At 39.0% G+C, this 23,246-nt stretch carries 16 protein-coding genes and 10 tRNA genes; 15 read left to right on the top strand and 11 right to left on the bottom strand.

The features are described 5' to 3' along the window. The first annotated feature begins 349 nt into the window (after window positions 1-349). Together speA and speB are read left to right on the top strand one after the other, a co-directional pair. On the top strand, window positions 350-2,263 hold the full coding sequence (gene speA / locus H5090_RS06375; RefSeq protein ID WP_182695309.1) for a biosynthetic arginine decarboxylase: 1,914 nt from the start codon (window positions 350-352) through the stop codon (window positions 2,261-2,263). Between the two features lie 3 nt (window positions 2,264-2,266). After that, window positions 2,267-3,190: an agmatinase gene (speB, locus tag H5090_RS06370; protein WP_182695308.1), complete on the top strand. Its 924-nt coding sequence runs from the start codon at window positions 2,267-2,269 to the stop codon at window positions 3,188-3,190. A 54-nt stretch (window positions 3,191-3,244) separates the two neighbouring features. Here the strand turns inward: speB and H5090_RS06365 are convergent, their stop codons facing one another. From H5090_RS06365 to H5090_RS06355, 3 genes are all read right to left on the bottom strand, one after another. After that, window positions 3,245-3,610 (bottom strand): DoxX-like family protein, encoded by a 366-nt coding sequence (locus tag H5090_RS06365; protein WP_310736309.1) that lies wholly within the window; start codon window positions 3,608-3,610, stop codon window positions 3,245-3,247. Between the two features lie 181 nt (window positions 3,611-3,791). Beyond that, window positions 3,792-4,814 carry a M48 family metallopeptidase gene (locus tag H5090_RS06360; protein WP_182695307.1) on the bottom strand — a complete coding sequence of 341 codons (1,023 nt, stop codon included), beginning with the start codon at window positions 4,812-4,814 and terminating at the stop codon, window positions 3,792-3,794. Window positions 4,815-4,823: 9 nt separating this feature from the next. Then, window positions 4,824-5,933 (bottom strand): YjgN family protein, encoded by a 1,110-nt coding sequence (locus H5090_RS06355; RefSeq protein WP_002958576.1) that lies wholly within the window; start codon window positions 5,931-5,933, stop codon window positions 4,824-4,826. Window positions 5,934-6,325: 392 nt separating this feature from the next. Between H5090_RS06355 and H5090_RS06350 the strand changes: the two genes are divergently transcribed. The 10 genes from H5090_RS06350 (at window position 6,326) to msrB (ending at window position 18,383) form a co-directional block, all read left to right on the top strand. Then, window positions 6,326-6,529 carry a DUF1656 domain-containing protein gene (locus tag H5090_RS06350; RefSeq protein ID WP_024605434.1) on the top strand — a complete coding sequence of 68 codons (204 nt, stop codon included), beginning with the start codon at window positions 6,326-6,328 and terminating at the stop codon, window positions 6,527-6,529. Window positions 6,530-6,697: 168 nt separating this feature from the next. Beyond that, window positions 6,698-7,558, top strand: coding sequence for an HlyD family secretion protein (locus H5090_RS06345; RefSeq protein ID WP_138489375.1), 861 nt, complete (start codon window positions 6,698-6,700; stop codon window positions 7,556-7,558). 10 nt (window positions 7,559-7,568) lie between these two features. Then, window positions 7,569-9,605 (top strand): FUSC family protein, encoded by a 2,037-nt coding sequence (locus H5090_RS06340; protein ID WP_182695306.1) that lies wholly within the window; start codon window positions 7,569-7,571, stop codon window positions 9,603-9,605. 76 nt (window positions 9,606-9,681) lie between these two features. Continuing rightward, window positions 9,682-10,413 (top strand): RNA methyltransferase, encoded by a 732-nt coding sequence (locus H5090_RS06335; protein ID WP_024605436.1) that lies wholly within the window; start codon window positions 9,682-9,684, stop codon window positions 10,411-10,413. A gap of 67 nt (window positions 10,414-10,480) precedes the next feature. Next, on the top strand, window positions 10,481-13,882 hold the full coding sequence (locus H5090_RS06330; protein WP_182695305.1) for a chromosome segregation SMC family protein: 3,402 nt from the start codon (window positions 10,481-10,483) through the stop codon (window positions 13,880-13,882). Between the two features lie 74 nt (window positions 13,883-13,956). Continuing rightward, on the top strand, window positions 13,957-14,724 hold the full coding sequence (zipA, locus tag H5090_RS06325; protein ID WP_182695304.1) for a cell division protein ZipA: 768 nt from the start codon (window positions 13,957-13,959) through the stop codon (window positions 14,722-14,724). 80 nt (window positions 14,725-14,804) lie between these two features. After that, window positions 14,805-16,823, top strand: a complete 2,019-nt coding sequence (gene ligA, locus H5090_RS06320) for an NAD-dependent DNA ligase LigA (protein WP_182695303.1) — start codon at window positions 14,805-14,807, stop codon at window positions 16,821-16,823. A gap of 10 nt (window positions 16,824-16,833) precedes the next feature. Continuing rightward, a complete protein-coding gene (locus H5090_RS06315; RefSeq protein ID WP_024605439.1) occupies window positions 16,834-17,352 on the top strand; it encodes a DUF2919 domain-containing protein in 519 nt (172 codons plus the stop codon). A 2-nt stretch (window positions 17,353-17,354) separates the two neighbouring features. After that, the gene (locus H5090_RS06310) at window positions 17,355-17,795 is read left to right on the top strand and encodes a hypothetical protein (RefSeq protein WP_138489371.1); all 441 of its coding nucleotides are present in this window, start codon (window positions 17,355-17,357) and stop codon (window positions 17,793-17,795) included. A 147-nt stretch (window positions 17,796-17,942) separates the two neighbouring features. Next, complete coding sequence (gene msrB, locus H5090_RS06305) at window positions 17,943-18,383, top strand: peptide-methionine (R)-S-oxide reductase MsrB (protein ID WP_024605441.1); 441 nt, start codon at window positions 17,943-17,945, stop codon at window positions 18,381-18,383. Between the two features lie 4 nt (window positions 18,384-18,387). Here msrB and H5090_RS06300 read toward each other — a convergent pair whose 3' ends face one another. From H5090_RS06300 to H5090_RS06265, 8 genes are all read right to left on the bottom strand, one after another. After that, on the bottom strand, window positions 18,388-20,034 hold the full coding sequence (locus H5090_RS06300; RefSeq protein WP_033020645.1) for a tetratricopeptide repeat-containing response regulator: 1,647 nt from the start codon (window positions 20,032-20,034) through the stop codon (window positions 18,388-18,390). Between the two features lie 506 nt (window positions 20,035-20,540). Further along, window positions 20,541-20,616, bottom strand: a tRNA-Val gene (locus H5090_RS06295). A gap of 61 nt (window positions 20,617-20,677) precedes the next feature. Then, window positions 20,678-20,753 (bottom strand) — tRNA-Val (locus H5090_RS06290). 32 nt (window positions 20,754-20,785) lie between these two features. Continuing rightward, window positions 20,786-20,861, bottom strand: a tRNA-Val gene (locus H5090_RS06285). A 48-nt stretch (window positions 20,862-20,909) separates the two neighbouring features. Beyond that, window positions 20,910-20,985 (bottom strand) — tRNA-Val (locus H5090_RS06280). Between the two features lie 153 nt (window positions 20,986-21,138). Next, a tRNA-Val gene (locus H5090_RS06275) sits at window positions 21,139-21,214 on the bottom strand. Between the two features lie 50 nt (window positions 21,215-21,264). Further along, window positions 21,265-21,340: transfer RNA gene (locus tag H5090_RS06270), tRNA-Val, on the bottom strand. A 152-nt stretch (window positions 21,341-21,492) separates the two neighbouring features. Further along, a tRNA-Val gene (locus H5090_RS06265) sits at window positions 21,493-21,568 on the bottom strand. 1,126 nt (window positions 21,569-22,694) lie between these two features. On the opposite strand from H5090_RS06265, the gene H5090_RS06260 reads away from it, so the two are divergent. The 3 genes from H5090_RS06260 to H5090_RS06250 all read left to right on the top strand — a co-directional run bounded on the left by H5090_RS06260 (window position 22,695) and on the right by H5090_RS06250 (window position 23,103). Further along, window positions 22,695-22,770, top strand: a tRNA-Ala gene (locus H5090_RS06260). Window positions 22,771-22,807: 37 nt separating this feature from the next. After that, a tRNA-Glu gene (locus tag H5090_RS06255) sits at window positions 22,808-22,883 on the top strand. A gap of 144 nt (window positions 22,884-23,027) precedes the next feature. Further along, window positions 23,028-23,103 (top strand) — tRNA-Glu (locus H5090_RS06250). The last annotated feature ends 143 nt before the right edge of the window (window positions 23,104-23,246 follow it).

The raw sequence follows: 23,246 nt of genomic DNA, 5'->3' as shown, positions 1-23,246 counted from the left end.
AATAGCAGTAATTTGAGGTGTTGAGAACACCTTACTCTAATCCATCAAAAGTAAATTTTATAAACAAAGTAACTCAAGATGAATTTTATTGAATGAGCTAACTCATTTTTGCTAATAAAATTTATAATGAGTCATTTAAAAACAGCCATTTTTTATAACTTTTCTTATCTTTAAAAATCATCAAAGTCCTGTTTTATATATGCTAGCGGGCAATAGTTGTTTGGTTATTTTTTTATCATCAAAAATCACTCGTTACGAGCAAAAATACTTGTTGGACTTGAATCTCTATTTTTCTTTTAATGCGCGGCACTAGCCGAGTCGGCATTAATTAAACAAAAGAGAAAGATAAATGAAAGAGACAACATCACTAGAACAAGCTCGTACGAGCTACAATGTTCGTCATTGGAGCCAAGGTTTTTTTGGTATTAATGATCAAGGTGATGTGTATGTTGCGCCCAAGGCTCATGCACCAGAGCAAACCATTGCATTAACAGATATCGCAAAGCAACTACAAGATAAAGGTTTAAGCTTACCTGCTTTAGTTCGTTTTCCGCAAATTTTACACCATCGTGTACACAGCTTATGCGGCGCATTTAATACTGCGATTGAAAACTATGGTTACCCTAAAGACTATCTATTAGTTTACCCGATAAAAGTAAACCAACAACGTGAAGTGGTTGAAGAAATAGTAGCAAGCCAAGCACAAGTAGAAAAAAAGCAACTTGGTTTAGAGGCAGGCAGCAAGCCAGAACTACTCACAGTATTAGCATTAGCTGAAAAAACCAGCGCTGTTATTGTATGTAATGGCTACAAAGATAAAGAATACGTACGTTTAGCACTTATTGGCGAAAAGCTAGGTCATAAAGTGTATATCGTACTTGAAAAGCTTTCTGAGCTAGACATGGTGCTTAGCCAAGCAAAAGAGCTTAACGTAAAACCACGCATTGGTATTCGTGTACGTTTAGCGTCGCAAGGTAAAGGTAAGTGGCAAGCGAGTGGTGGCGAAAAATCAAAATTTGGTTTATCTGCATCGCAAGTTTTACATGTAGTTAATCGTTTAAAAGGCGCAAACCAGCTTGATTTATTGCAGCTTGTGCATTTTCACTTAGGGTCACAAATGGCGAACATTCGTGACGTACGTTTAGGTGTAAGCGAAGCTGCGCGTTTTTACTGTGAGCTACGTAAACTAGGCGCAGAAATTGATTGTCTTGATGTAGGCGGTGGTTTAGCTGTTGATTACGACGGCACGCGTAGCCAATCGCATAACTCTATGAATTACAGCTTAGCTGAATATGCGAATAACATTGTGTACACCATTGGCGATACATGTAAGCAATATGAGCAACCAATGCCGACTATTATTTCTGAGTCGGGTCGTGCGCTTACGGCGCATCATGCTGTGCTTATTTCTAATGTTATTGGTACTGAAAGTTACACGCCAGAAGAGTTAGTAGCGCCAGCGGCAGATGCACCACTTTTATTAAAAAACATGTGGGCATCGTTTGTACAATTAACTGATTTAACGGATGACCGTGCATTAATTGAAATTTATCACGACAGCCAAGGTGACTTAGCTGAAGCGCATAACCAATTTGCACTCGGTTTATTAGACTTAGCGCAGCGTGCGTGGGCAGAACAAATTAATATTCGTATTTGTTATGAACTTAACAAGCACATGGATAACAAAAACCGTTTTCATCGTCCTATTATTGACGAGTTAAACGTACGTTTAGCCGATAAGTTTTTTGTAAACTTTTCGTTATTTCAATCGCTTCCAGATGCATGGGGCATTGATCAAGTGTTTCCGGTATTGCCATTAAGTGGCTTAACTGAAGCACCAAAAAAACGTGCTGTATTACTTGATATAACCTGTGATTCAGATGGCGCACTTGAGCATTACGTAGATGGACAAGGTATTGAAAGCACATTACCTGTACCAGAATTTAGTGCCGATAAACCTTATTTAATGGGCTTTTTCTTGGTGGGCGCTTATCAAGAAATTTTAGGTGATATGCATAACCTGTTTGGCGATACGCACAGCGCAATTGTTAATATGGATGAGCAAGGCGTTGCAAGTATTACCGAGATAAACCAAGGTGACACTGTTGCCGATATGATGCGCTATGTACATTTAGATGTTGAAAGTTTTCAGCAATCATACGAGCAGTTAGTAAGCACTAAAATTGAAAAATACGAACAGCAAAGCGTTTTAGACGAGTTGCAAAGCGGCCTTGATGGCTACACTTATTTAGAAGAGTTATAAGCAATGTCAACTTTGTTTGGTCACGCAGATCACTCATTGTACTCAAATGGGATGACGTTTTTACGTCGTCCTATGGTGCAAAACATTAATGCAATTGATGCAGACGTAGTGGTTTTAGGCTTACCATTTGATTTAGCGACCTCGGGCCGCCCTGGTGCGCGCTTAGGCCCTGATGCAATTCGTCGTGCATCGGTTCATTTAGCATGGGAAGACACTAAATACCCGTGGACGTTCCCGTTGTTTGAGCGCTTAAAAGTGGCAGACGCAGGGGACTTTACTTACCCTGTCGGGGATCCTGAGTATTTTACTGCGCAACTAGAAATGGCTGCTGATCAAATACTTCGCCAAGGTAAAACACTATTAGGTTTAGGGGGCGATCACTTTGTAACGCTTCCGCTATTACGTGCTCACGCAAAAATACATGGCAAAATGGCGTTAGTACATTTTGATGCGCACACCGACACCTATAGCAATGGCTCGCGTTTTGATCACGGCACTATGTTTTATCATGCACCAATGGAAGGGCTGATTGATGTTGAGCACAGTATACAAATAGGTATTCGTACCGACTTTGATCAAAGTAAACATGAGTTTGCTGTGATTGATGCAATGCAAGCCAACGATTTAGATGCTAATGATATTGCAGCGCAAATACTTGAGCGAGTAGGTGACCTACCTGTTTACTTAACGTTTGATATAGATTGTTTAGACCCTGCGTTTGCGCCTGGTACAGGCACTCCTGTGTGTGGTGGTTTAACGTCAGATAAAGTACTTAAAGTACTGCGTGCGCTAAAAGGCATAAACATGGTGGGTATGGATGTGGTAGAAGTATCACCTTCGTACGACCAAAGTGAGCTTACCGCAATTGCTGCAGCAACCATTGCGAGCGAATTACTGCATTTGTGGACGCATAAAAATAAGTACTAATTTTATAAATTTTGTACTACAAAAAAGGGTATGCATTTGCATACCCTTTTTTATTTAGAGGTATCGATTATTCAACTGCTCAATTTCTTTTAACCAAATAACGCTTAGCCCAATAAGCGGCAGGTTAGTAGTTACAGGGTTAAATGCTTCAATAAGCAATTGTGGCTGCATTACAACTACAGCAAGTAAAAGCCCCATAAGCGCCAATATATTTAAAGCTACCAAATGCTTATGTTTATAAAACACAAATAAACACAAGCCAAATATAATTTCGCCAACACCCGCCGAACGTGTAATTAAGTCAGACACCTGTTCAGAATAGCCGGCACTGCCAGTCATTAATTTTTCAAGCGGTGCAATATGATAAAGCTTTGGAAAAAAGCCGTGAATGATACTAACCCAAATAACTATTTGAACAATTTAACGATCTAAATCAATTACTAACGTCGTTAAAAAACTTTTATTTAGAACCACTAAACACAAAGTTTTTTGCCTAGTTACTAAATGATTTATTTAACGTTAAAATAGCCCCCATAGTTAATTGAATTAGTATATCCAACTTAAACTCACTATGTAGCGAGCAAGTTGAATATAACCGCGATTATTTCCTAGCATTGTCAATACGCTCTTGTGCACTTGGGTGGCTAGATAAGTACTCTAATAAGTCATTTACTTTTTCTAGGTGTTCGTTTTCGCTGGTATGGCTTTCTTGCAGCGCTTCTATTGCATCAGCAAAGTCATTACTCGAATACCCAAGCGATTCTAATTGGGTGAGTGCAAAGCTATCTGCCTCGCGTTCCATATCTCGTGAAAACCCTTGCTGAGCAAACGATGCACCTGTACCTAACGCTACTTCGGCAACCCCCTCTAAATCACCAAATACAACCGCTAACACAATAGTACTTGCGGCAGATTGTGCTGTAATGCGTACGCTATGCTGGTGGACTACATGGCCCATTTCGTGTAGCAATACCGCTTTTAGTGCATTGGGTTTATCGGCAAGTAAATTTGCTAAATCATCGGTGACCACGATACGGCCATGGGGTAGTGCAAACGCGTTAGCACCAAAGCTGTCTGATTTATAAAACGATAACCTATAAACCGATTGATCAAGCGATAACGCATTAAGCATACTTGTAAAATGTGCTTGTACTTTAGTTTGCTGCTCTGCGGGCAGCTCACTTGGGTCAAGCGCAATCTTTTTAATTAGTGTAAAACTTTGCTCCCCCATCTGTTCCACAACATTACGTGGCAGGGTATCAACACTATAAACAGCAATGGCCGGTACCGCTTTATAAAGTACTAACCACATAAAAAGTGGTGTAAATATGACTGCGGCTAAAATTACCCATTTACTTTTTTCAAGGCGCTCCATTATGTGATGGTTATTTTCTTTAAATGGCCATCTGTAACTTACATCTTGAGGGATAAAACGACTGCCATCTTCAAAGTTTAATTCGTCGGCAAGTCCTGCCATCCCTGAACTTAATGTTAGACTTGAGATTACGTGGCGAGCGATAACGTGTTCATCGTTGATAACCTCAATGTGTGTGTCGCTAATAGTGGCAACACACACTTGATAGTTACTCGATGCGATGGGGAAAAAATGTCCCTTTACATGCATGGTGAGCTCTTAAGTTAGAGAAAGGTCAATATCAAATACGTTTGCAGCTTCTTCAGCAAATGATGATTGCTGTTCTTGCGCGGTATCGATTAGGTTTAATGCACCAGGATAAATAGTGACGTTAGTTACATCAGCGAGCATTTTTGATGTACGTACTTTTGTCCATGGGTATGCAAGCCCTAAAGAAAATACAATAGCCAACATATTAGTTAATAGTAAAACAGCGAAAGGAATTGGTTTTAGCTCTGATTTAAATGTAGCAACGCCTTCAAAATGGCTGTTATCAAAAATGTGATTTCTAATAGCGGCGTGCCATACAGCAGAAACAATGGCAATCATTAGCACATAGGCAATCATCATAAAGATAGGAAGCATAACCATCGCTGCAGAGTTTTCTAAATTTTGTTGGTTTTCAATATCTACTAAGTTGAGGCCAAATAATCCTAAAATCCCCATAAATACCACCATGGTGATAGAGCTCACTACAAAGCAAATAAGCGCTGTTAGGTAATAGGTTTCGCCTTTAAGATTTACAGTAAGTGGTTTATCGCCATAACTAATATTGCTATGGATATAACTATCAATACGTTTTATAACGTAAGGCATTAATAAATAAAGCGTAAATATGCTTGCAATAGGTAAAAGTATAAAGTTAACAAAGGCTTCGCCATAACTGCCTTTAAAAGCAAAGCGAACATTACGATGGCGGGTCATACGCAGATTAAAACGTAAACCTTGGTTAATAATCCATGGCATTAAAAAGATAAAACCAAGAGCAATAAATAGGCCTAAAATAGGCATAAAGCTAATTGAGAATGTGTAAATAAAAAATACAACAACCGCTAAAATCCGACCTTTTAAAATTTGTATTGGTGTTGCTAGGTAGTCAAAACTATGGCCATCTATACGGGTGTGGCCGTAAAAATAGCGATGCGTACGTACTTTAGCCCACGCCGAATATATGCCAAGCGTAATAACGCTAAGTAATATATTTACAATCCAAATTCCAAAAAACTCACCACCTTTACCACTAAATTGCACTTTTCCGCTAAAAATTGGTTCAGCAGGTTCATTTATTGGTGGGGTTGTTTCAGATGGGGTAGGGTGTATTGATTCCATTAAATTATATCCATGTTGTTTTTTTGTTAATTTACCCATTTTTAGTGCAAAATTCAATGTTTATAATTATCCAACCCTTCTGCAAACAGCTATAAATAGGCGTTTTAAATATTGAGTTAAATACTCTAATACTTTTTTATAAATAAACCTCGCTGGTTTATTTATTTGGCTGGTAACTGGGGTCTTTAGCTTATTAATATGCGATTTAGCTACTATACATACTTAGTGCTGCTTAAATGTAATGGCATTAATTATGTATTAAGCACACCTACGTACAATTAAGCTAATTGATTTATATGCCAAAATAATAGATTGTAAGAGTAGTGCGGATGTAAATTTATTTAGGTTTTACAGCTTTTATCACCGCTTTAAATAACATTAGGATATTTATTATGTTCCAAGCAGTCGTGTTAGGGGGGTTAGAGTTTAGCCCGCTGATTGTTTACTTCCCAATAGCATTTATTTTAACGGCGTTGACTCGTTTTGCTTTGCATCGACTAGATTGGCATGACCGTATTTGGAAAGTGGCTTGGTTTGAGGTGTCACTATTTGTTTGTTACTTGGCACTCGCCGTCTATTTATACCAATCTGTTTAATTAATTGAGCTATTTTGAGGCAAGAAAACCGTGTCGATAACAAGGCAAAAATTTCGTTATTTAGTTGTTCTATATCAGAAATTTTTAACACAGTTAGCGTCAGGTTTAAGCCCTCAAATTACTCAAGTATTATTGCGGGTTGGTATTACTAAGTGGAAGATAAATTGAATGATTAAATATCTGCGTATTACTTTTACTATCTTGGTTGTTATAGCTGCGGTTTTTGCTGGGCGTTGGGTATGGACTGACTACATGCATACTCCTTGGACGCGTGATGGGCGTATTCGAGCCGATATTGTCACGGTTGCTCCAGACGTGTCGGGTTGGGTAACTGCTTTAAATATTAAAGATGGTCAAAACGTACAAAAAGGCGAAGTACTTTTTAATGTTGATAAAAAGCGTTATCAAGCAGCGCTTGATAAAAGTAAAGCAAACACAGAAAACGCATTGTATACATGGGAACTTGCTAAACATAAATACGAAAGACGTGTTGAGCTAAACACTCAACAGGCAATAAGTGAAGAAACTTTAGAATCAACACGTATCAATACTAAAATTGCTGAGGCAAATTATAACCTAGCCAAGACAGAGCAAACAATTGCGCAGTTAAATGTTGATAGAACTAAAATTGTTGCGCCTGCATCAGGGCAAATAATTAATTTAAATTTACGCCAAGGCAACTATGTAGCTCAAGGCACGCCTGTTTTTGCTATTGTTCAGTCAGATTCGTTTTATGTAACGGGTTACTTTGAAGAGAGTAAAATACCGCTTATTTATCCTGATCAAAAAGCTAAAATAGCGCTTCTAAGCGGTGGTAAGCAATTAACAGGGCATGTAGTGAGTGTAGGTAAAGCCATTGCAAATACGAATACACAAAGTAACGGACAACTTTTACCGCAAGTACAACAAACATTTAATTGGGTACGTTTATCACAGCGTATACCTGTTGATATTAAGTTAGATTCATTGCCCGAAAATACACAGCTTAGCGCAGGAATGACCGCCACTATACATCTCGCTACACGTTAAGGGGAATACAGTGGGCGTTGTATTACAAAATTTGTTTTTTCCAAAAAAACAGGCAATTATTTTTGCGACTAAGGGCGTTATAGCCATGGTGATGGCGCTCACTATTGCTATGTCGCTTAATCTTGAAAGGCCTTATTGGGCGTTAGTCTCGGCTATATTTTTGCAATTACGCCCGCAAAGCGGATTGGTTATTGAAAAAGCAATTTGCCAAATAATAGGCACCATAGTGGGCGGTTTATTTGGCATATTGCTTTTAACTCAGTTAATTCTCTATCCTTATTTAGCGCTCGGTGCACTGGCATTATGGTTGGGGGTGAACTCTGCGTTATCGGCAATGGTACGCCAAGCAAACTTTGTTTATGCGTTTGCTATGGCAGGTGTAACAGCCGCTATTATTGTACTTTTAGTCATGGTTACTCCGGCAATGGTGAGCAGCCAGAGTATATTTGATATTGCACAAGCGCGAGTAAGCGAAATAATAATAGGCTCTGTATGTGCTGGGCTTGTGAGTCATCTATTTTGGCCTGTAAAGGTTAAACATTTACTGCAAACACAAGCGCGGTCGGTTATAAATCAAACGTTACATTATTTAGTTATTGAGCTTGATTCTAAGGGCTCGCACGAAAACCGTCACCAGCAAATAGATGGCATTATGGCAACATTGGGATCGATAAACGAAGATTCCAGCGCAGTAAGGTACGAAGGACCAAAAGGTCCAGGGCGCTCGCGTGCTGCAAATCAGTTGTCGCAAAAAGTACTTTCTTTATTGGCCTTAATTCAAATAATTGGCCGCCTACAGCGAAACCACGAAGACCTTATTACACCTACTTTAGATAAATTAATAAGTAAACTTAAGCACGTATTTGCGCAAATTAAAGAGTCTGACGATTTTGATTACTGCGCTGAACAAGTTAAAACGCTGCGTAAAGAGCTAACCGACTATAGAGCAAATACGGTGTGTGATTCGCCATTTGAATCTCACATGCTCAATGTGAGCTTAGAAGTAGCAGCCGACTTAACAATTTTACTACGCGCATACAGAGCGTTAGAAGAGCGTGATAAAACATTATTAAATGCACCCAGTATGCTTACATATCGCGACCCATTAGCTGGCATAATTGTTGGATTTAGAACTGCTTTGGTGTTTTCTATCGGCGCATTTATTTGGATTAATACAGGCTCTTCTGCTGCATTATTAATTATGATTTTACCGGTCATATTTTCGATAATGTTGGCGAGAATACCGTTAGCTATTTTACAGGTGGTAATAAAGCGTTTATTGGTAGGCGTGGTGGTTGCTGCTATTGTAACTATTTTTTACGCACTCAATTTATTATCACAAAGTGGTGGGCAATTAGAAATATTGCTACTTGTATTAGCAGGGCCTTATTTTCTGGGTTTACTGCTGCTAGCTGATCAACAAACATTGCCATATGGCTTGGGGTTTTGTATCCCATTTACGATTTTGGTAAGACCCAGTACCGATATGAGCCTTGCGTTTTCAATCGATTACACACTTAGCTCTGCCATGGCAATTTTTGCGGGGGTGAGTATTTTATTTTGGATTTTTCAGTTATTCACAGGCCCGAGTGTGCAATTACTTGTTCATCGTGTTTTTAAGGCCACTTATAAAGATTTACTCGAAATAAATAACCATCCAACCCCAAGTATTTGGTATAACCGCCGCATGGCCGATAGGTTAATTCGCCTAACTAATTACGATCAAGGTTCACACTCACGCGTAATTACTGATCTTGCACTAACCGCTCTAAATTTAGGGCATGCGTCGGTTCGATTAAACTCAATTTGTGAAAATTTGGCTGGTAATACAAAGCTAAAGTATTTAAATGAGTGGCAGCGTACATTAGCCGATGCATTTATGTTGGCAACCAAGGGCAAATTTAATAATAAGTTTAAGCAAGCGTCAGATAATCTTTATGGAGAATTGGCTCAGACGGTTGACGATTCAAATCAATTAGAAGCAATAAAAGGCATGTTTATTCGCATTAATCTGACCTTTGAAAGAAGTGCGAGTAAGATAAATTAGCCCCATTCGCTGCTTTTCGAGTTCAGATGTTATAGCGAAATCTGTTATACTTGCTGGATAATTTTATGGGGCTGTTATGATTTCAAAAAACCAACTCAAACTTATTCGCCAACTTGGCCAAAAAAAGTACCGAAAGCAATATAATCAATACCTTGTACAGGGTGAGAAAAACGTACTTGAGTTATTAAACAGCCCATTAAATGTGGTTAATATTTTTGCTACAAACGAATTTATAAATGCGTACCAAGGTAAGTATCAGCACGCTAATTTTATTGAAGCTGATGAAGAAGTCCTCACCAAAGCCAGCACGCTAGTTAGCAATAATGCAGCCATTGCTATTGTTGATATGCCAAAGGCAGCTTTACCACAAGCAAGTGGCTTAATACTCGCACTTGATGGCGTATCAGACCCTGGTAATTTAGGCACAATAATAAGAGTGGCAGACTGGTACGGTATTAAACAAATAGTAACTAGCACCGACAGCGCAGACGCTTACAACCCAAAAACAATTAGCGCCACGATGGGCTCATTTGTAAGGGTATCGGTAAGCCAAATAGATTTACCTGATTACCTACAGTCTTTAAATTTACCTGTTTACGGTGCTTTTTTAGATGGGCAAAGCGTGCATAAAACCCAATTTACGGGCTCAGGCGTTTTACTAATGGGCAGTGAGTCGCATGGAATACGCGAGACATGTGCAAAATTAGTAACTAATAAAATCACCATCCCCGCTTTTGGTGGTGCAGAATCGCTTAATGTTGCAATGGCGACCGGTATTATTTTAGATAATTTTAAACGACAAGCTTAACAATTTAACTGTTAATGAGTTAAATTGTTTGTAATCAATAACAATAATAATCGGTAATAACAATAAGATGCGCTTAAGCACTATTAAATTAGCGGGCTTTAAATCCTTTGTAGAGCCCACTAAAATTCCATTTCCTGATCAAATGACGTGTGTTGTTGGCCCCAATGGCTGTGGCAAATCTAACGTTATTGATGCAGTACGATGGGTGCTAGGTGAAAGCTCTGCTAAAAACCTGCGTGGCGACGCCATGACCGACGTTATTTTTAATGGCTCAACTAATCGAAAAGCCATATCACAAGCCTCTGTAGAACTTGTTTTTGATAACGATAAAGGAAGTCCTTCAAACACATTTGCCGATCGAAACCAAATTGCTATTAAGCGTTTAGTAACGCGCGACGGACAGTCACTGTATTTTTTAAATGGCAGTAAATGCCGTAAGCGTGATATTACCGATATATTTTTAGGCACCGGTCTTGGTCCACGTAGTTACGCAATTATTGAGCAAGGGATGATCTCGCGCTTAATAGAAAGTAAACCACAAGAGCTGCGCGTATTTTTAGAAGAAGCCGCTGGCGTTTCTAAATACAAAGAGCGTCGCCGTGAAACACAAACTCGTATAAAGAGCACTCGCGAAAACCTTGAACGTTTGTTAGATGTGCGTAAAGAATTACAAAGCCAGCTCGATAAATTGGCTGTGCAGTCGGTTGATGCAAAAAAATACCGCGAATTAAAAGTACAAGAACGTACGCTAAAAGGCCAAATTGCCGTTTTAAAATGGCAAAAGTTACATCAGCAGCAACTTGAAAAAAGTGCCCAAATTAAAAAACTTAATGATCAAATTTTGTTTTTTAAAACCGCTAACTCAGGGCATGACGATGTACTTGCAAGCCTAGAGGGGCAAGTACAAGCCCAGCAAGATAAACTAAGCGATGCACAGCATCAGCAACATGTAATACACACCGAGCTTACTCGCGCTGAGCAACAACAAATCAATGTAAAGCAGCAAACCCAAACGCTTAAACAAAGTTTAATTAAATTACAGCAACGCCAAATTCAAAGTGCTGAGGTAAAATCGCAGCAGCAAATTGTGTGCGAGCAACTTAATGAAGCCCTGCAAGAGGCAAATGAAAACGCCTTAATATGTGAAGAGCAAGTTAGTGGGTTAACGCATGAACTTGAGGAATTATTAGCACTTAAGCAGTGCCACCATACTCATTGGCAAGCTTTGTGTGAGCAACAGCAACAGCTTAATAATAACGTGCAACTACATAGTAGTCACATTAAACAAACTCAGCAGCAAATAAGCCACGTTAACGAGCAAATTGATCAGTTAACTGTTCAGCTTAGTGAGCTACAAAGTAGTGATGTAGAGCAGCAGTTAATACAGCAAACACAGCAAACACAAACCTTAACTCAAGAACTTGCCGCTAAACAAACAGCACATACGAAGTGCACTGCTAAGCTTGAAGTGCAAAATGAGCTTGTTAATAACTCACAAAAACAATATTCGACGCTCACTCAAACAATAAACGAGTTAAAAGCCAGTATAACGGGGCTTAAAAGTACATTAGGGCTTGATGAGAAAAGTGAACGTACTAATGGTTTGTTTAATCAGCTAGGTGTTAAAGAAGGCTTTGAGCTTCTAATAGAGCAAGCACTTAAATCTTTAGAGCATTTAAATGTAAGTGAGCAGCAAGCTGATAACAGTGTGTGGCCAAATAGTGATAAAAGCATGCCAACAAATAGCTTAGCTACATATATAACAAGCGGTGTTTATCCAGAGCATTTAGCACGTATTGCTTATAGTGAAAGCGGTGATTTAGAAATACTAAAAGATAGTTTTTATACAGCCATTATGGATAAAAACGGTGCTTTATATGGTCGTAACTGGCATGTAAGTGCCGAATGTAATGCAGAAAACTCATTACTTTTAAAGCATAAGCAATTGCAAGATAAAGCTCAGCAGTTAAATAATGCCGAGGACGAGCTAAAACAAGTAACACACACTCGTGACGAACATACAGCTGAGCAAATAAAATTAATTAACGAACAAAGCGAGCTAAAAGAAACCATACATGAGCTTGCGCAAAATATAGCAGTAGCCAGTACGCGCAGCGATATGCTCAAACAGCAAGTAGCGCACTTTAAGTTACAACTAGAAAAGCTACAGCAACAAAAACAGCAATTAACCACTGCGCTTTTACAATTAAATACCGTGCTTGATGAGCAAGTAGCGCAATTTGAAGTGTTAAATGAGCAGCAACTCAACTTAGCGGATGAAGTAGACGCTGCAAATAGTTTGCGCTCACAAAGTGATAAAAGTTATAGCGAAGCATTAAGCATGCTTGAGCAATATAAAACACAAGCGCATAAGGCAACGCTCTCAGAGCAAAAGGCACGCAGTGAATGGCAGTTAAGCCAAACCAAATTGAGCCATGCAGAGCAAGAGCACGTTAGTGCATCTGAAGGTGCGCAAGAACTACTTAGTGAAATAGAAGAGCTGCTAATACCAGAGCAAGAACTTAGCGATAAAATTACGCAGCTCTTAGCACAGCATCAAAAAGGTGAGCAGGCATTAGTATTGCTACAAAAAGAATTAGCTCAGGCGAAAGAGAGCTTAAACACTAAGCAAATAAGCCTTAAAAATTCACAAGGTGAGCTGGTGGGCTTGCAAGAGCAGCACCAAAAGCTAACAATTGAAGAACAAAGTTTAGTAATAAAAGCGCAAGTTGCGCTTGAGCCATTAGAAGAATTAAAACAAAGCTTAAAAGCAATACTTGATGAATTACCAGATTCATTAAATTTAAGTGCAGCACAAAATCAGTTAACAGGATTTACTAATCAGTTAGATAAATTAGGTGCAGTAAACTTGGCGGCAATAGGAGAGTTTGATTTAGCCAAGGCACGTAGTGATTATCTTGATAATCAATTAGATGATTTAACAAAAGCGTTAAGTACCCTTGAAGGTGCAATTCGTAAAATTGATAGTGAGACCAAAACACGCTTTAAAGCGACGTTCGATCAAGTTAACGAAGACTTTGCTGAGCTATTTCCTAAAGTTTTTGGTGGTGGGAGCGCGTATTTAGAATTAACCAGTGACGATTTACTCGAAAGTGGTGTTAGTATAATGGCACGACCACCGGGTAAGAAAAATTCAACAATTCATTTGTTAAGTGGTGGAGAAAAAGCGCTGACCGCATTATCATTAGTGTTTTCTATATTCAGGCTCAATCCAGCTCCTTTCTGTATGCTGGACGAAGTAGATGCACCACTAGATGATGCCAACGTTGTGCGTTTTTGCCGTTTGGTTGAAGAAATGTCACAATCAGTGCAGTTTATTTATATTAGTCATAATAAAATTGCGATGGAAATGGCAGGTAGATTAACAGGTGTTACTATGGCAGAACCTGGCGTATCGCGTATGGTTGCTGTAGATATAGAGCAAGCTGTGCAACTTGCACACGCATAAATTTTTATAACAAGTGTATTAGTTTTTCATTAATATACAGGTTTTAGGCATATCAAATAATAAAAGGTGAGGGGATGGCCGAACAATTAAGATGGGTTTTAATCGTTATCAGTGTAATTGTCATTGGTGGTTTATTAATACATGGATTGTGGTCAGTTAGAAAAAAAGACCGCCCAGAAGTATCGGATAATGAACGGGTTGAGCCATTACAACAAAGCACACCAGCTTCATCTAAACCGTTTCGTACTGAAGCTGAGCCAAAAGAGCCAATGCAAGACGAACGTGATGAGCCACAATTTGGCGAGCTTAACTTTGATGCAAATGAGCCGCAAATTGATACAAGCGTGCCAGAAACACCGATTGAAGATGACTTAGAAATAGTTGATGATCTTGAAACAAAAGATCAAAGTGCTGAAGAAACGCCTGCTCAAATGTCTGACTTTGTTATTGTGCATATTCAAATGCCAGAAGAGCTTAGTATGCAGGGCAGTAAACTATTACCAGCAGTTAATACTTTAGGTTTTAAATATTCTGAGGAAGGCTTTTTTAATCGCCACTTAGATCCGGCTGGCCAAGGTCCTGTTTTGTTTAGATTAGTAAATATGTACAACCCAGGTACGTTTGATATTGATAATATGGAACAATTTAGTACCGCTGGGGTAAGCTTATTTATGACGTTACCGTGCGACGGCGATGGTCTAGCGGCATTTAATATGTTGCACAGCGCAGCTAAAAAGTTAGCGGATGAATTTGGTGCACAAATTTTAGATGCTGAGCGAAATGAAATGACAGTAGAGCGCATCAGGCAATATGTTGAACAGGTTCGTTCTTTTTCAGCGTAAATAACGCATACATTATATTTTTATAAGCCACTGGACGGTGAATCGTCAAAGTGGCTTTTTTTATGTTTATTGAGGTTTAAATGTCTAGCAGCATTAGTGAGCAAGTTAATCATCTTCGTACTACATTAGAGCAACACAACTATAATTATTATGTGCTCGACACCCCCAGTATTCCTGATTCTGAATACGATAGGTTATTACGCGAATTAAGCGCACTAGAGATGCAGCACCCTGAATTTTTAACCGCCGACTCTCCGACACAAAAAGTAGGCGGTGCCGCACTGAGTAAATTTGAGCAAGTAGCGCACCAAGTACCCATGTTATCGCTTGATAACGCGTTTAGTGAAGAAGAATTCACTGCGTTTAATCGTCGTATAAAAGAGCGCTTAATGAGTACTGATGAGCTTACTTTTTGTTGTGAGCCAAAACTTGATGGATTAGCCGTATCAATTATTTATCGTGATGGTGTGCTTGTACAAGCGGCTACGCGGGGTGATGGCTTTACCGGTGAAAACATTACTCAAAATGTTAAAACCATTCGTAATGTACCGCTTAAGTTACGTGGTGATTACCCAAAAGAGCTTGAAGTGCGCGGCGAAGTATTTATGGACAGCGCTGGCTTTGATAAATTAAATACTGAAGCGCAAAAACGCGGTGAAAAAGTATTTGTTAACCCGCGTAATGCAGCCGCGGGGAGTTTGCGTCAACTCGACTCTAAAATTACCGCTAAACGCCCACTCATGTTTTATGCGTACAGCACCGGGCTTGTTGCTGATGGCAGCATTCCTGAGGATCACTATCAGCAATTAGAAAAGCTGACTGATTGGGGGCTACCTTTGTGCCCAGAAACAAAATTAGTTGAAGGTCCAAAAGCCGCGCTCGATTACTACAGCGATATTTTAACGCGCCGTGGTGAGCTTAAATATGAAATTGATGGCGTAGTAATAAAAATAAACCAAAAGGCCTTACAAGAGCGTTTAGGCTTTGTGGCGCGTGCTCCTCGTTGGGCTATTGCGTATAAATTTCCCGCGCAAGAGGAAATAACCCAACTACTTGATGTTGATTTTCAAGTCGGTCGTACTGGCGCCATTACACCTGTTGCACGTTTGAAGCCTGTTTTTGTGGGTGGCGTTACCGTATCAAATGCAACGCTTCATAACAGTGATGAAGTTGCACGTTTAGGCGTAAAAGTAGGCGATACAGTTATTATTCGCCGCGCAGGAGATGTAATCCCACAAATAACGCAAGTTGTACTTGAGCGCCGCCCTGATGATGCCAGCGATATCGAATTTCCAGTAACTTGTCCTATTTGTGACTCTCATGTTGAAAAGGTTGAAGGCGAAGCTGTCGCTCGTTGTACGGGGGGGCTTGTATGTCCTGCACAACGCAAACAAGCAATTAAACACTTTGCGTCACGCAAAGCGCTGGATATAGACGGCCTTGGCGATAAAATTGTTGATCAGCTGGTAGACAGAGAGCTTATAAAAACACCCGCTGATTTGTTTATTTTAAAACAAGGACATTTTGAGTCACTTGAACGCATGGGACCTAAGTCAGCCAAAAATTTAGTAACAGCCCTTGAAGAGGCGAAAGGCACTACGCTTGCTAAGTTTTTATATTCATTAGGTATTCGCGAAGCAGGTGAGGCAACAGCACAAAATTTAGCTAATCACTTCCTTACCCTTGAAAATATAATAAATGCCAGCATTGATAGTTTAACGCAGGTAAGTGATGTAGGCGAAATAGTTGCAACGCATGTTCGTGGCTTTTTTGATGAAGAGCATAATTTAGCAGTTGTTAATGCGCTTATAGAGCAAGGCGTAAACTGGCCAGCGTTGAGTGCGCCTTCTGAGGAAGAGCAACCACTCGCAGGACTTACATATGTACTTACCGGCACGCTTAATACACTTAACCGCAATGATGCAAAAGCACGCTTACAGCAGCTAGGTGCTAAAGTATCTGGTAGCGTATCAGCGAAAACTGATGCGTTAGTCGCGGGTGAAAAAGCGGGTTCAAAACTGACTAAAGCCCAAGATTTAGGTATCGACATACTCACGGAAGATGAATTAATTGAGCTGCTTAAAAAGCATAATGGCTAGGAAAGCGACAATGAGCCGATATGGGCCAGAATACTGGGATAAGTACGGAAGTTACCGTACACCTATAGCATTTCATTTAAGTTTGCTGGTGCTTTTACGTGGCTATTTTATTTGGGTGATTGCGGCTTTAAGCCGCAGGCCTGAACTTGATTTAATGTCGTTATTTTTTAAAAATAAAAATGATTTTTTTATTGCAATAGCAATTGGAAGTATCGCAATAATACCGACTATTTTATTTTGTTTACGCAGACCACGAGATTCACACAGTGCGAGCGATAAGTTAGCAAAAATATGGCGGCATATGCGCTGGCCCCTTATTGTATGTGCTGTTGTTGATTTAACATGGTTAAGTATTCAAGCCGCGCATAGCCATTATCGATTTTCATCATTTTTAGCAGTACAAATGATGATTGTTTTATGGGTATTGTGGTATTTGGTGAAAAGCCGTTATTTAACCGTTTTTTTTAATGATTGGCCTGAGCCGACAGAAAAAGCATCAGAAGAAAAAAAGCGACTTAAAAGGGATTAGTTGTGGACGCTGTAAATAAAAAAATAGCGATAGCTATATCGTTAATAGGCTTAGTGCTTATTATTTTAATGATTAGCACTGAGCTTTTAGAGTCTATGTGGTTTAAAGCGCTATTTGGGTTGTGGGTATTTGTTTTTTGCTCAAGCGTTTATAGGCTAACGCCCTTATTTAAATCAAGAAATAGGCTAGAGGATTTTATTCAGCGAGATGCCCAACATTTACTACTTTTTAGTTTGATGGGATTTTTTGATAAAAAGCATGGTCCAAATTGGTTAGTTATTGAGAGTATTGAACGCATAACAACAAAGGATGATGAGCTAATTATTTACAGTAATAACGAGCGCCAAATGAGTGTTAGTTTACCTGTAAAAAAAGCAGAGCTAGATAGTTTTATTAAACGAATACTTACCGACTCAGAAAAACAAAATATTACCTTTAGCTGAGGAGATTACCTTTAAAATTGAACGAGTTTTAGTTTTAAACGCTCAACACTCTTTAGCTGATCTTTAGTGTATTAAATAACGTAATAATTAACCGTACTTCTTATAAATTTATTAAGTACGGTTAATCAACTATTCAATGAGGCTATTATGTTGAAGTGGAATGATGTTATTAACTTTGCCACCAACGGCAATCCTACCCCAAGTAAAAAAGTAGTCAAAACTGACGAGCAGTGGCGGATGCAACTATCAGAAGATGAATATTACGTAACACGTAAGAAAGGAACAGAGCGCCCAGATAGCTCGGGTAGTTGTACATTACTCGAACCTGGCAAGTATGTGTGTATTTGCTGTGATAACCTATTGTTTGATGCCGATGAAAAGTTTGATAGTGGCACTGGTTGGCCGTCATTTACGCAACCTGCGACAATTGAAGCGATTGGTTATGTAAACGATACAAGTCATGGTATGGAGCGCATAGAGGTGGTTTGTAATGTGTGCGATTCGCACTTAGGCCATATTTTTCCAGATGGCCCATTACCAACAGGTTTACGTTATTGCGTTAATGCCGCAGCAATGAAAAAGATCTAATATTTTATTTACTAGCGCTTTGAATATCTAAATTCATTTCTTTTGCTATATGTAAAATCTTATCTAAACGCTGCGTCTGATCTGCTTGTAATTTAGTTTTATCAAGAAGGGCGTAGCATCTTCTAGCAAGATCCATATTAAATGAGCTGCCAGATTGCTTGGTTGAATCAAATAGGCACTGTAATAAATTAAGTGCAATACTCTGATTGCGAGGCATTACTCTAAATGCTTGCGTAAAAGCTTCCAGCGCAGTATTTAACTGCCCTTTATTAAATTGATTAACGGCATGGTTATTAAGCTCTTTTGGACCCATTTTAATATCGCGTCGCTCACTTTGTTGCTGCTGAATATAACGCAAGTAAGTTGTGTCGCTAACTGCAGGGTGTCTTTCACAGTGGCTAATTATTTGTGTGAATAAGGTTTGCGCCTTCTGATGAAACCCCAGTTCATGAAATGCTTTTGCTTTATCAAGTGCTCCATCAACCGATCGGATATGAGTATCGTCGTCATCAAGCTGCTCAATTAGCTTTTTCGCTTTTTGATGCTCGTCTTTTAAGTAATGAAGTCGTGCATTAAGTACATCAATTTGAGCTTGATTTGCATTATTAGGAAACTGTTTTTTTAAATCATTAATGTACTGATTTGTTTGTCTAGAAATTCGTTGAATTTGATCAGTTTGATCAGTCGTTAACGCAAAGTCGATACCGGCACGTGCTGCATTTAAATATACATCGGGGTGGTCGTGTATTGAGTGCTTTGCAAAGGTGGCTATATCTTTTTGAGTTAAATAGCTTTTTTCGTAGTCGTGATTAATTAGCGACACATTACTTAACGATTTTTGGCGTGTGATGTTTCGCGGTGCAATGTCTGCTGCTTGACTTAAAAAGCTTTGTGCTAGTTCAAACTGATTTAGCTTTATTTCTAATCTGCCCAACAAATCAAGGGCTACTAAACGAGTTTCTTGGCGCTCTAACATTGTCTTGAGCATTCGCTGCGCCAAAATATGTTCGTTATTCGCTATAAGTGCCTCTACTAAACCTACTTTTGCCCAAGCAAATTTTTGAATATCGAGAACAGACTTAAAAAAGTCTTTTGCATCTTGAGCACGCTTTAAGCGAAGTAGGGCATCGCCTTTTAAGCGAAGTAGGATAGGACTGTAATTATTATTTTTTTTATCCAGAGCGGTATCAATAAATTTAATAGCTTTTGAATCGTTACCATCATCAATTAATGAATACACTGTTTGTAAGTCGTGTTTACGCTTTAAGATTCGTTCAATGCGTGTTTTAAGCTCTTGTACTGTAAAAGGCTTAACTAAAAAGTCATCTGGCTGCAGCTCAAGAACACTATGAACGAGTGAGCCACTTGTTTCTGCTGAGATAAAAATAAAGCCAGTCGAACTTTTTATGAGCTGCTTTACACGTAGCTCTTCATAAAGCTGGTAGCCATCTTGGTGTTTGTTTAAGTTGAATGAGCAAACTATTAGATCAAATTCTTCACTTAAACACTGCTCTTTTGCAGAGTTTGCATGATCAGCAAAGCGCAACTGCCGAAAGCCAAGCCTTTCTAACGATTGTTTCATATAGCTTTGAGCAAGTGGCTGCTCCTCTACTATAAGTATTTTGGCTTTTGAATAGATCTTAGTTGGCATTGGCTTAAGTGTAATTGTATTTAACACAGACTATAATCAACAGTTTAACTCCTTACAAGGGAATTTAAATGATAGCTGTATTTATTAGGTACTTAACTTTGTCTAATACGTTTATCTAACTTCGAAAGTACTGAGCCGAATAGCATAATTAAAAACTAAATAAGTAAAATGGAAACGCTATATTTGATGAGTGCTTTGATATGGTAATTTAGATTTTAATAAAAATATGAAATATATTTAAGGTAAAAATAGGAGTTAAACGTATTTAATATGGGAAAAAGTTATTACTAGAGAAATTGTTTAATGGTATTTATATGTGGTGGGTGATTACTTGGCTTGATACCAGTGACCCTCGCCATTATTTGTAAAGGGTGATGATGCTCTTTTTCTTACGACTAAGTTAATTACATACGATTTTTATATTGAGTTTTTATAAAGTTCTTAAATATATTTAATATGAAAAGAAAGAGTTATTACTAGAGAAGTTATCTGATGGTATTTATATGTGGTGGGTGATACTGGACTTGAACCAGTGACCCTCGCCTTGTAAGGGCGATGCTCTCCCAACTGAGCTAATCACCCACATATAATAGGTATGCCTGTTATTTAATTCTTTATTATCAATTAACCGCTTGATGTAATTTGGTGGGTGATACTGGACTTGAACCAGTGACCCTCGCCTTGTAAGGGCGATGCTCTCCCAACTGAGCTAATCACCCAAATTACATTTTAATATGCACCATTCTAGGAATGGTGGGTCGTACTGGACTTGAACCAGTGACCCTCGCCTTGTAAGGGCGATGCTCTCCCAACTGAGCTAACGACCCATATTAAATTTTAAAACGCGACTATTGATATAATAATAGGTTTATATGTGGTGGGTGATACTGGACTTGAACCAGTGACCCTCGCCTTGTAAGGGCGATGCTCTCCCAACTGAGCTAATCACCCACATATAAATTAAAACGCTACTATTAAAATAAATAGTACTGGACTTTAACCAGTGAACCTCGCCGTTACTTGTAAATAGCGGTGATGCTCTCTTTTTTCTAACTGAGCTAACGACCCATTTAGATTTTTTTGTAATATGCACCATTTAAAAAATGGTGGGTCGTACTGGACTTGAACCAGTGACCCTCGCCTTGTAAGGGCGATGCTCTCCCAACTGAGCTAACGACCCATATTACAATTTTAAAACACGACTATTAATATAGTAATAGGTTTTATATGTGGTGGGTGATACTGGACTTGAACCAGTGACCCTCGCCTTGTAAGGGCGATGCTCTCCCAACTGAGCTAATCACCCACATATAATTTAAAACGCTACTATTAAATAAATAGTACTGGACTTTAACCAGTGAACTTTGCCGTTACTTGTTAGTAGCGGTAATGCTCTCTATTTTCTAACTGAGCTTATGACCCATATAGAATTTAGATGTGAACACTTTAACTAAAAAGTGGTGGGTGATACTGGACTTGAACCAGTGACCCTCGCCTTGTAAGGGCGATGCTCTCCCAACTGAGCTAATCACCCACATCTAAACAACATTGCATTGCTGCGTTGTTGTGGGGCGCTATTATAGATAGAGTTGGAAATGTGTCAACACTTGAATGATAAAAATGTGCTGAATGAAGGTTTTATAAACAATAGGATATGGTTGAAGTCTATTTTATCATCAAATTTGATATTGCAGTTCAATTAAGCACCTAAAAGTGAGTAGGGAATTGTATTTTATTAACCTTAAATTTAGTTTTACGATACTCATTGTTTTTTTACTGGAGTCGTTTTTATGATTATGAGCAAGATCAATTAATATTAGGGCGAGTTATTTAGTGAATAGAGTGGTCCTTTAAAAATGAATTTAATCTAAACTTCCCAAAATAAATGCTATTTCAGCATTCTAAACTCTATTTATGTACTTACTTTATTTTTATAAGCCAACCTAGCCATCTCGTAAATACGTATTCCTCGCTACTAGCTTCGGGTTAAGACTAAATAGATCACATATAACTAGGGCGTGTTGACCTTTGTGGATTCAAATTTGTTCAATCTAGGGACGATTAAATCGCGGCGCGAGGTTTGTAACCTAGTGGGCCAAGTAAAAGCGGAGCAAAGCTTCCGCTTCACCCACCAAAGATCAACGCGCCTTGAAGTTTTATACATAGAATTACGAAGCAACAGTGCTCTTTTAAAAATGCTCTTCAAACAATAATCGAATTTTTTAGTACGAGTTACGCTGGTTATTAAGCAAGTAAAAGCTGCGGGTACTCTCAAACCCACATTTAAGTTTTGGTTATTATAAGCAATTGTAACTTTTAAAAGATTAAGGCGATTGGCGGGGCCTTAATTGGTAGTTTTTAGATAAGTTTAATTTGCATATAAATGTATACCTTTGCTTTGATGCAATTTTGTTTCATTAAATGGGGGAGTGGGGGCTATTGAGTATTCGCTGCAATATAGTGATGTTATTATAAGCAGTAGGGCTAGAATCTTATTCAAATTGTATTTTTTAGCACGCTTGATAGCCAGTTTGTTGAAAATTAAACCATTTAAATAAAGCTAGGTAAAAAACTGTTGACTTTATTTTGGGTGGTGCATAGAATGCGCCCCGCACTAAGCGATACACGATGTGTTTATCACGGTGGGTATTGATTAAGTTGGGGCCATAGCTCAGCTGGGAGAGCGCTTCGCTGGCAGTGAAGAGGTCTGCGGTTCGATCCCGCATGGCTCCACCAAAAATTAGTGTTTTGTCCTAGGGTAGCAGTTTTCTGTGTCCCCATCGTCTAGAGGCCTAGGACACCGCCCTTTCACGGCGGTAACAGGGGTTCGAATCCCCTTGGGGACGCCACTTAACTTTTGTTAGTTAAAGGCGGTTTTACCGAGAAAATAGCGTCACAATTAAAGCTCGAGTCTTTACTTGTATTAAACGCAATTACCTTAAAGCTCATGATGTGAGTTAAACTTATCAACTGTCCTAGTGACACATTTATGTGTCCCCATCGTCTAGAGGCCTAGGACACCGCCCTTTCACGGCGGTAACAGGGGTTCGAATCCCCTTGGGGACGCCACTTACTTATTTTAATAGGGAAGTGCAGTGTTATTAAGAAAGCTCGCCTGAAACGAGTCTAAAAATTCAGTTGTCCTAGTGACACATTTATGTGTCCCCATCGTCTAGAGGCCTAGGACACCGCCCTTTCACGGCGGTAACAGG

The organism is Pseudoalteromonas sp. SR43-5 (assembly GCF_014163835.1).
Taxonomy (GTDB): Bacteria; Pseudomonadota; Gammaproteobacteria; order Enterobacterales; family Alteromonadaceae; genus Pseudoalteromonas; species Pseudoalteromonas distincta.
The sequence above is the reverse complement of the archived record's forward strand: the minus strand, read 5'-3'. Positions and strand labels throughout refer to the sequence as shown.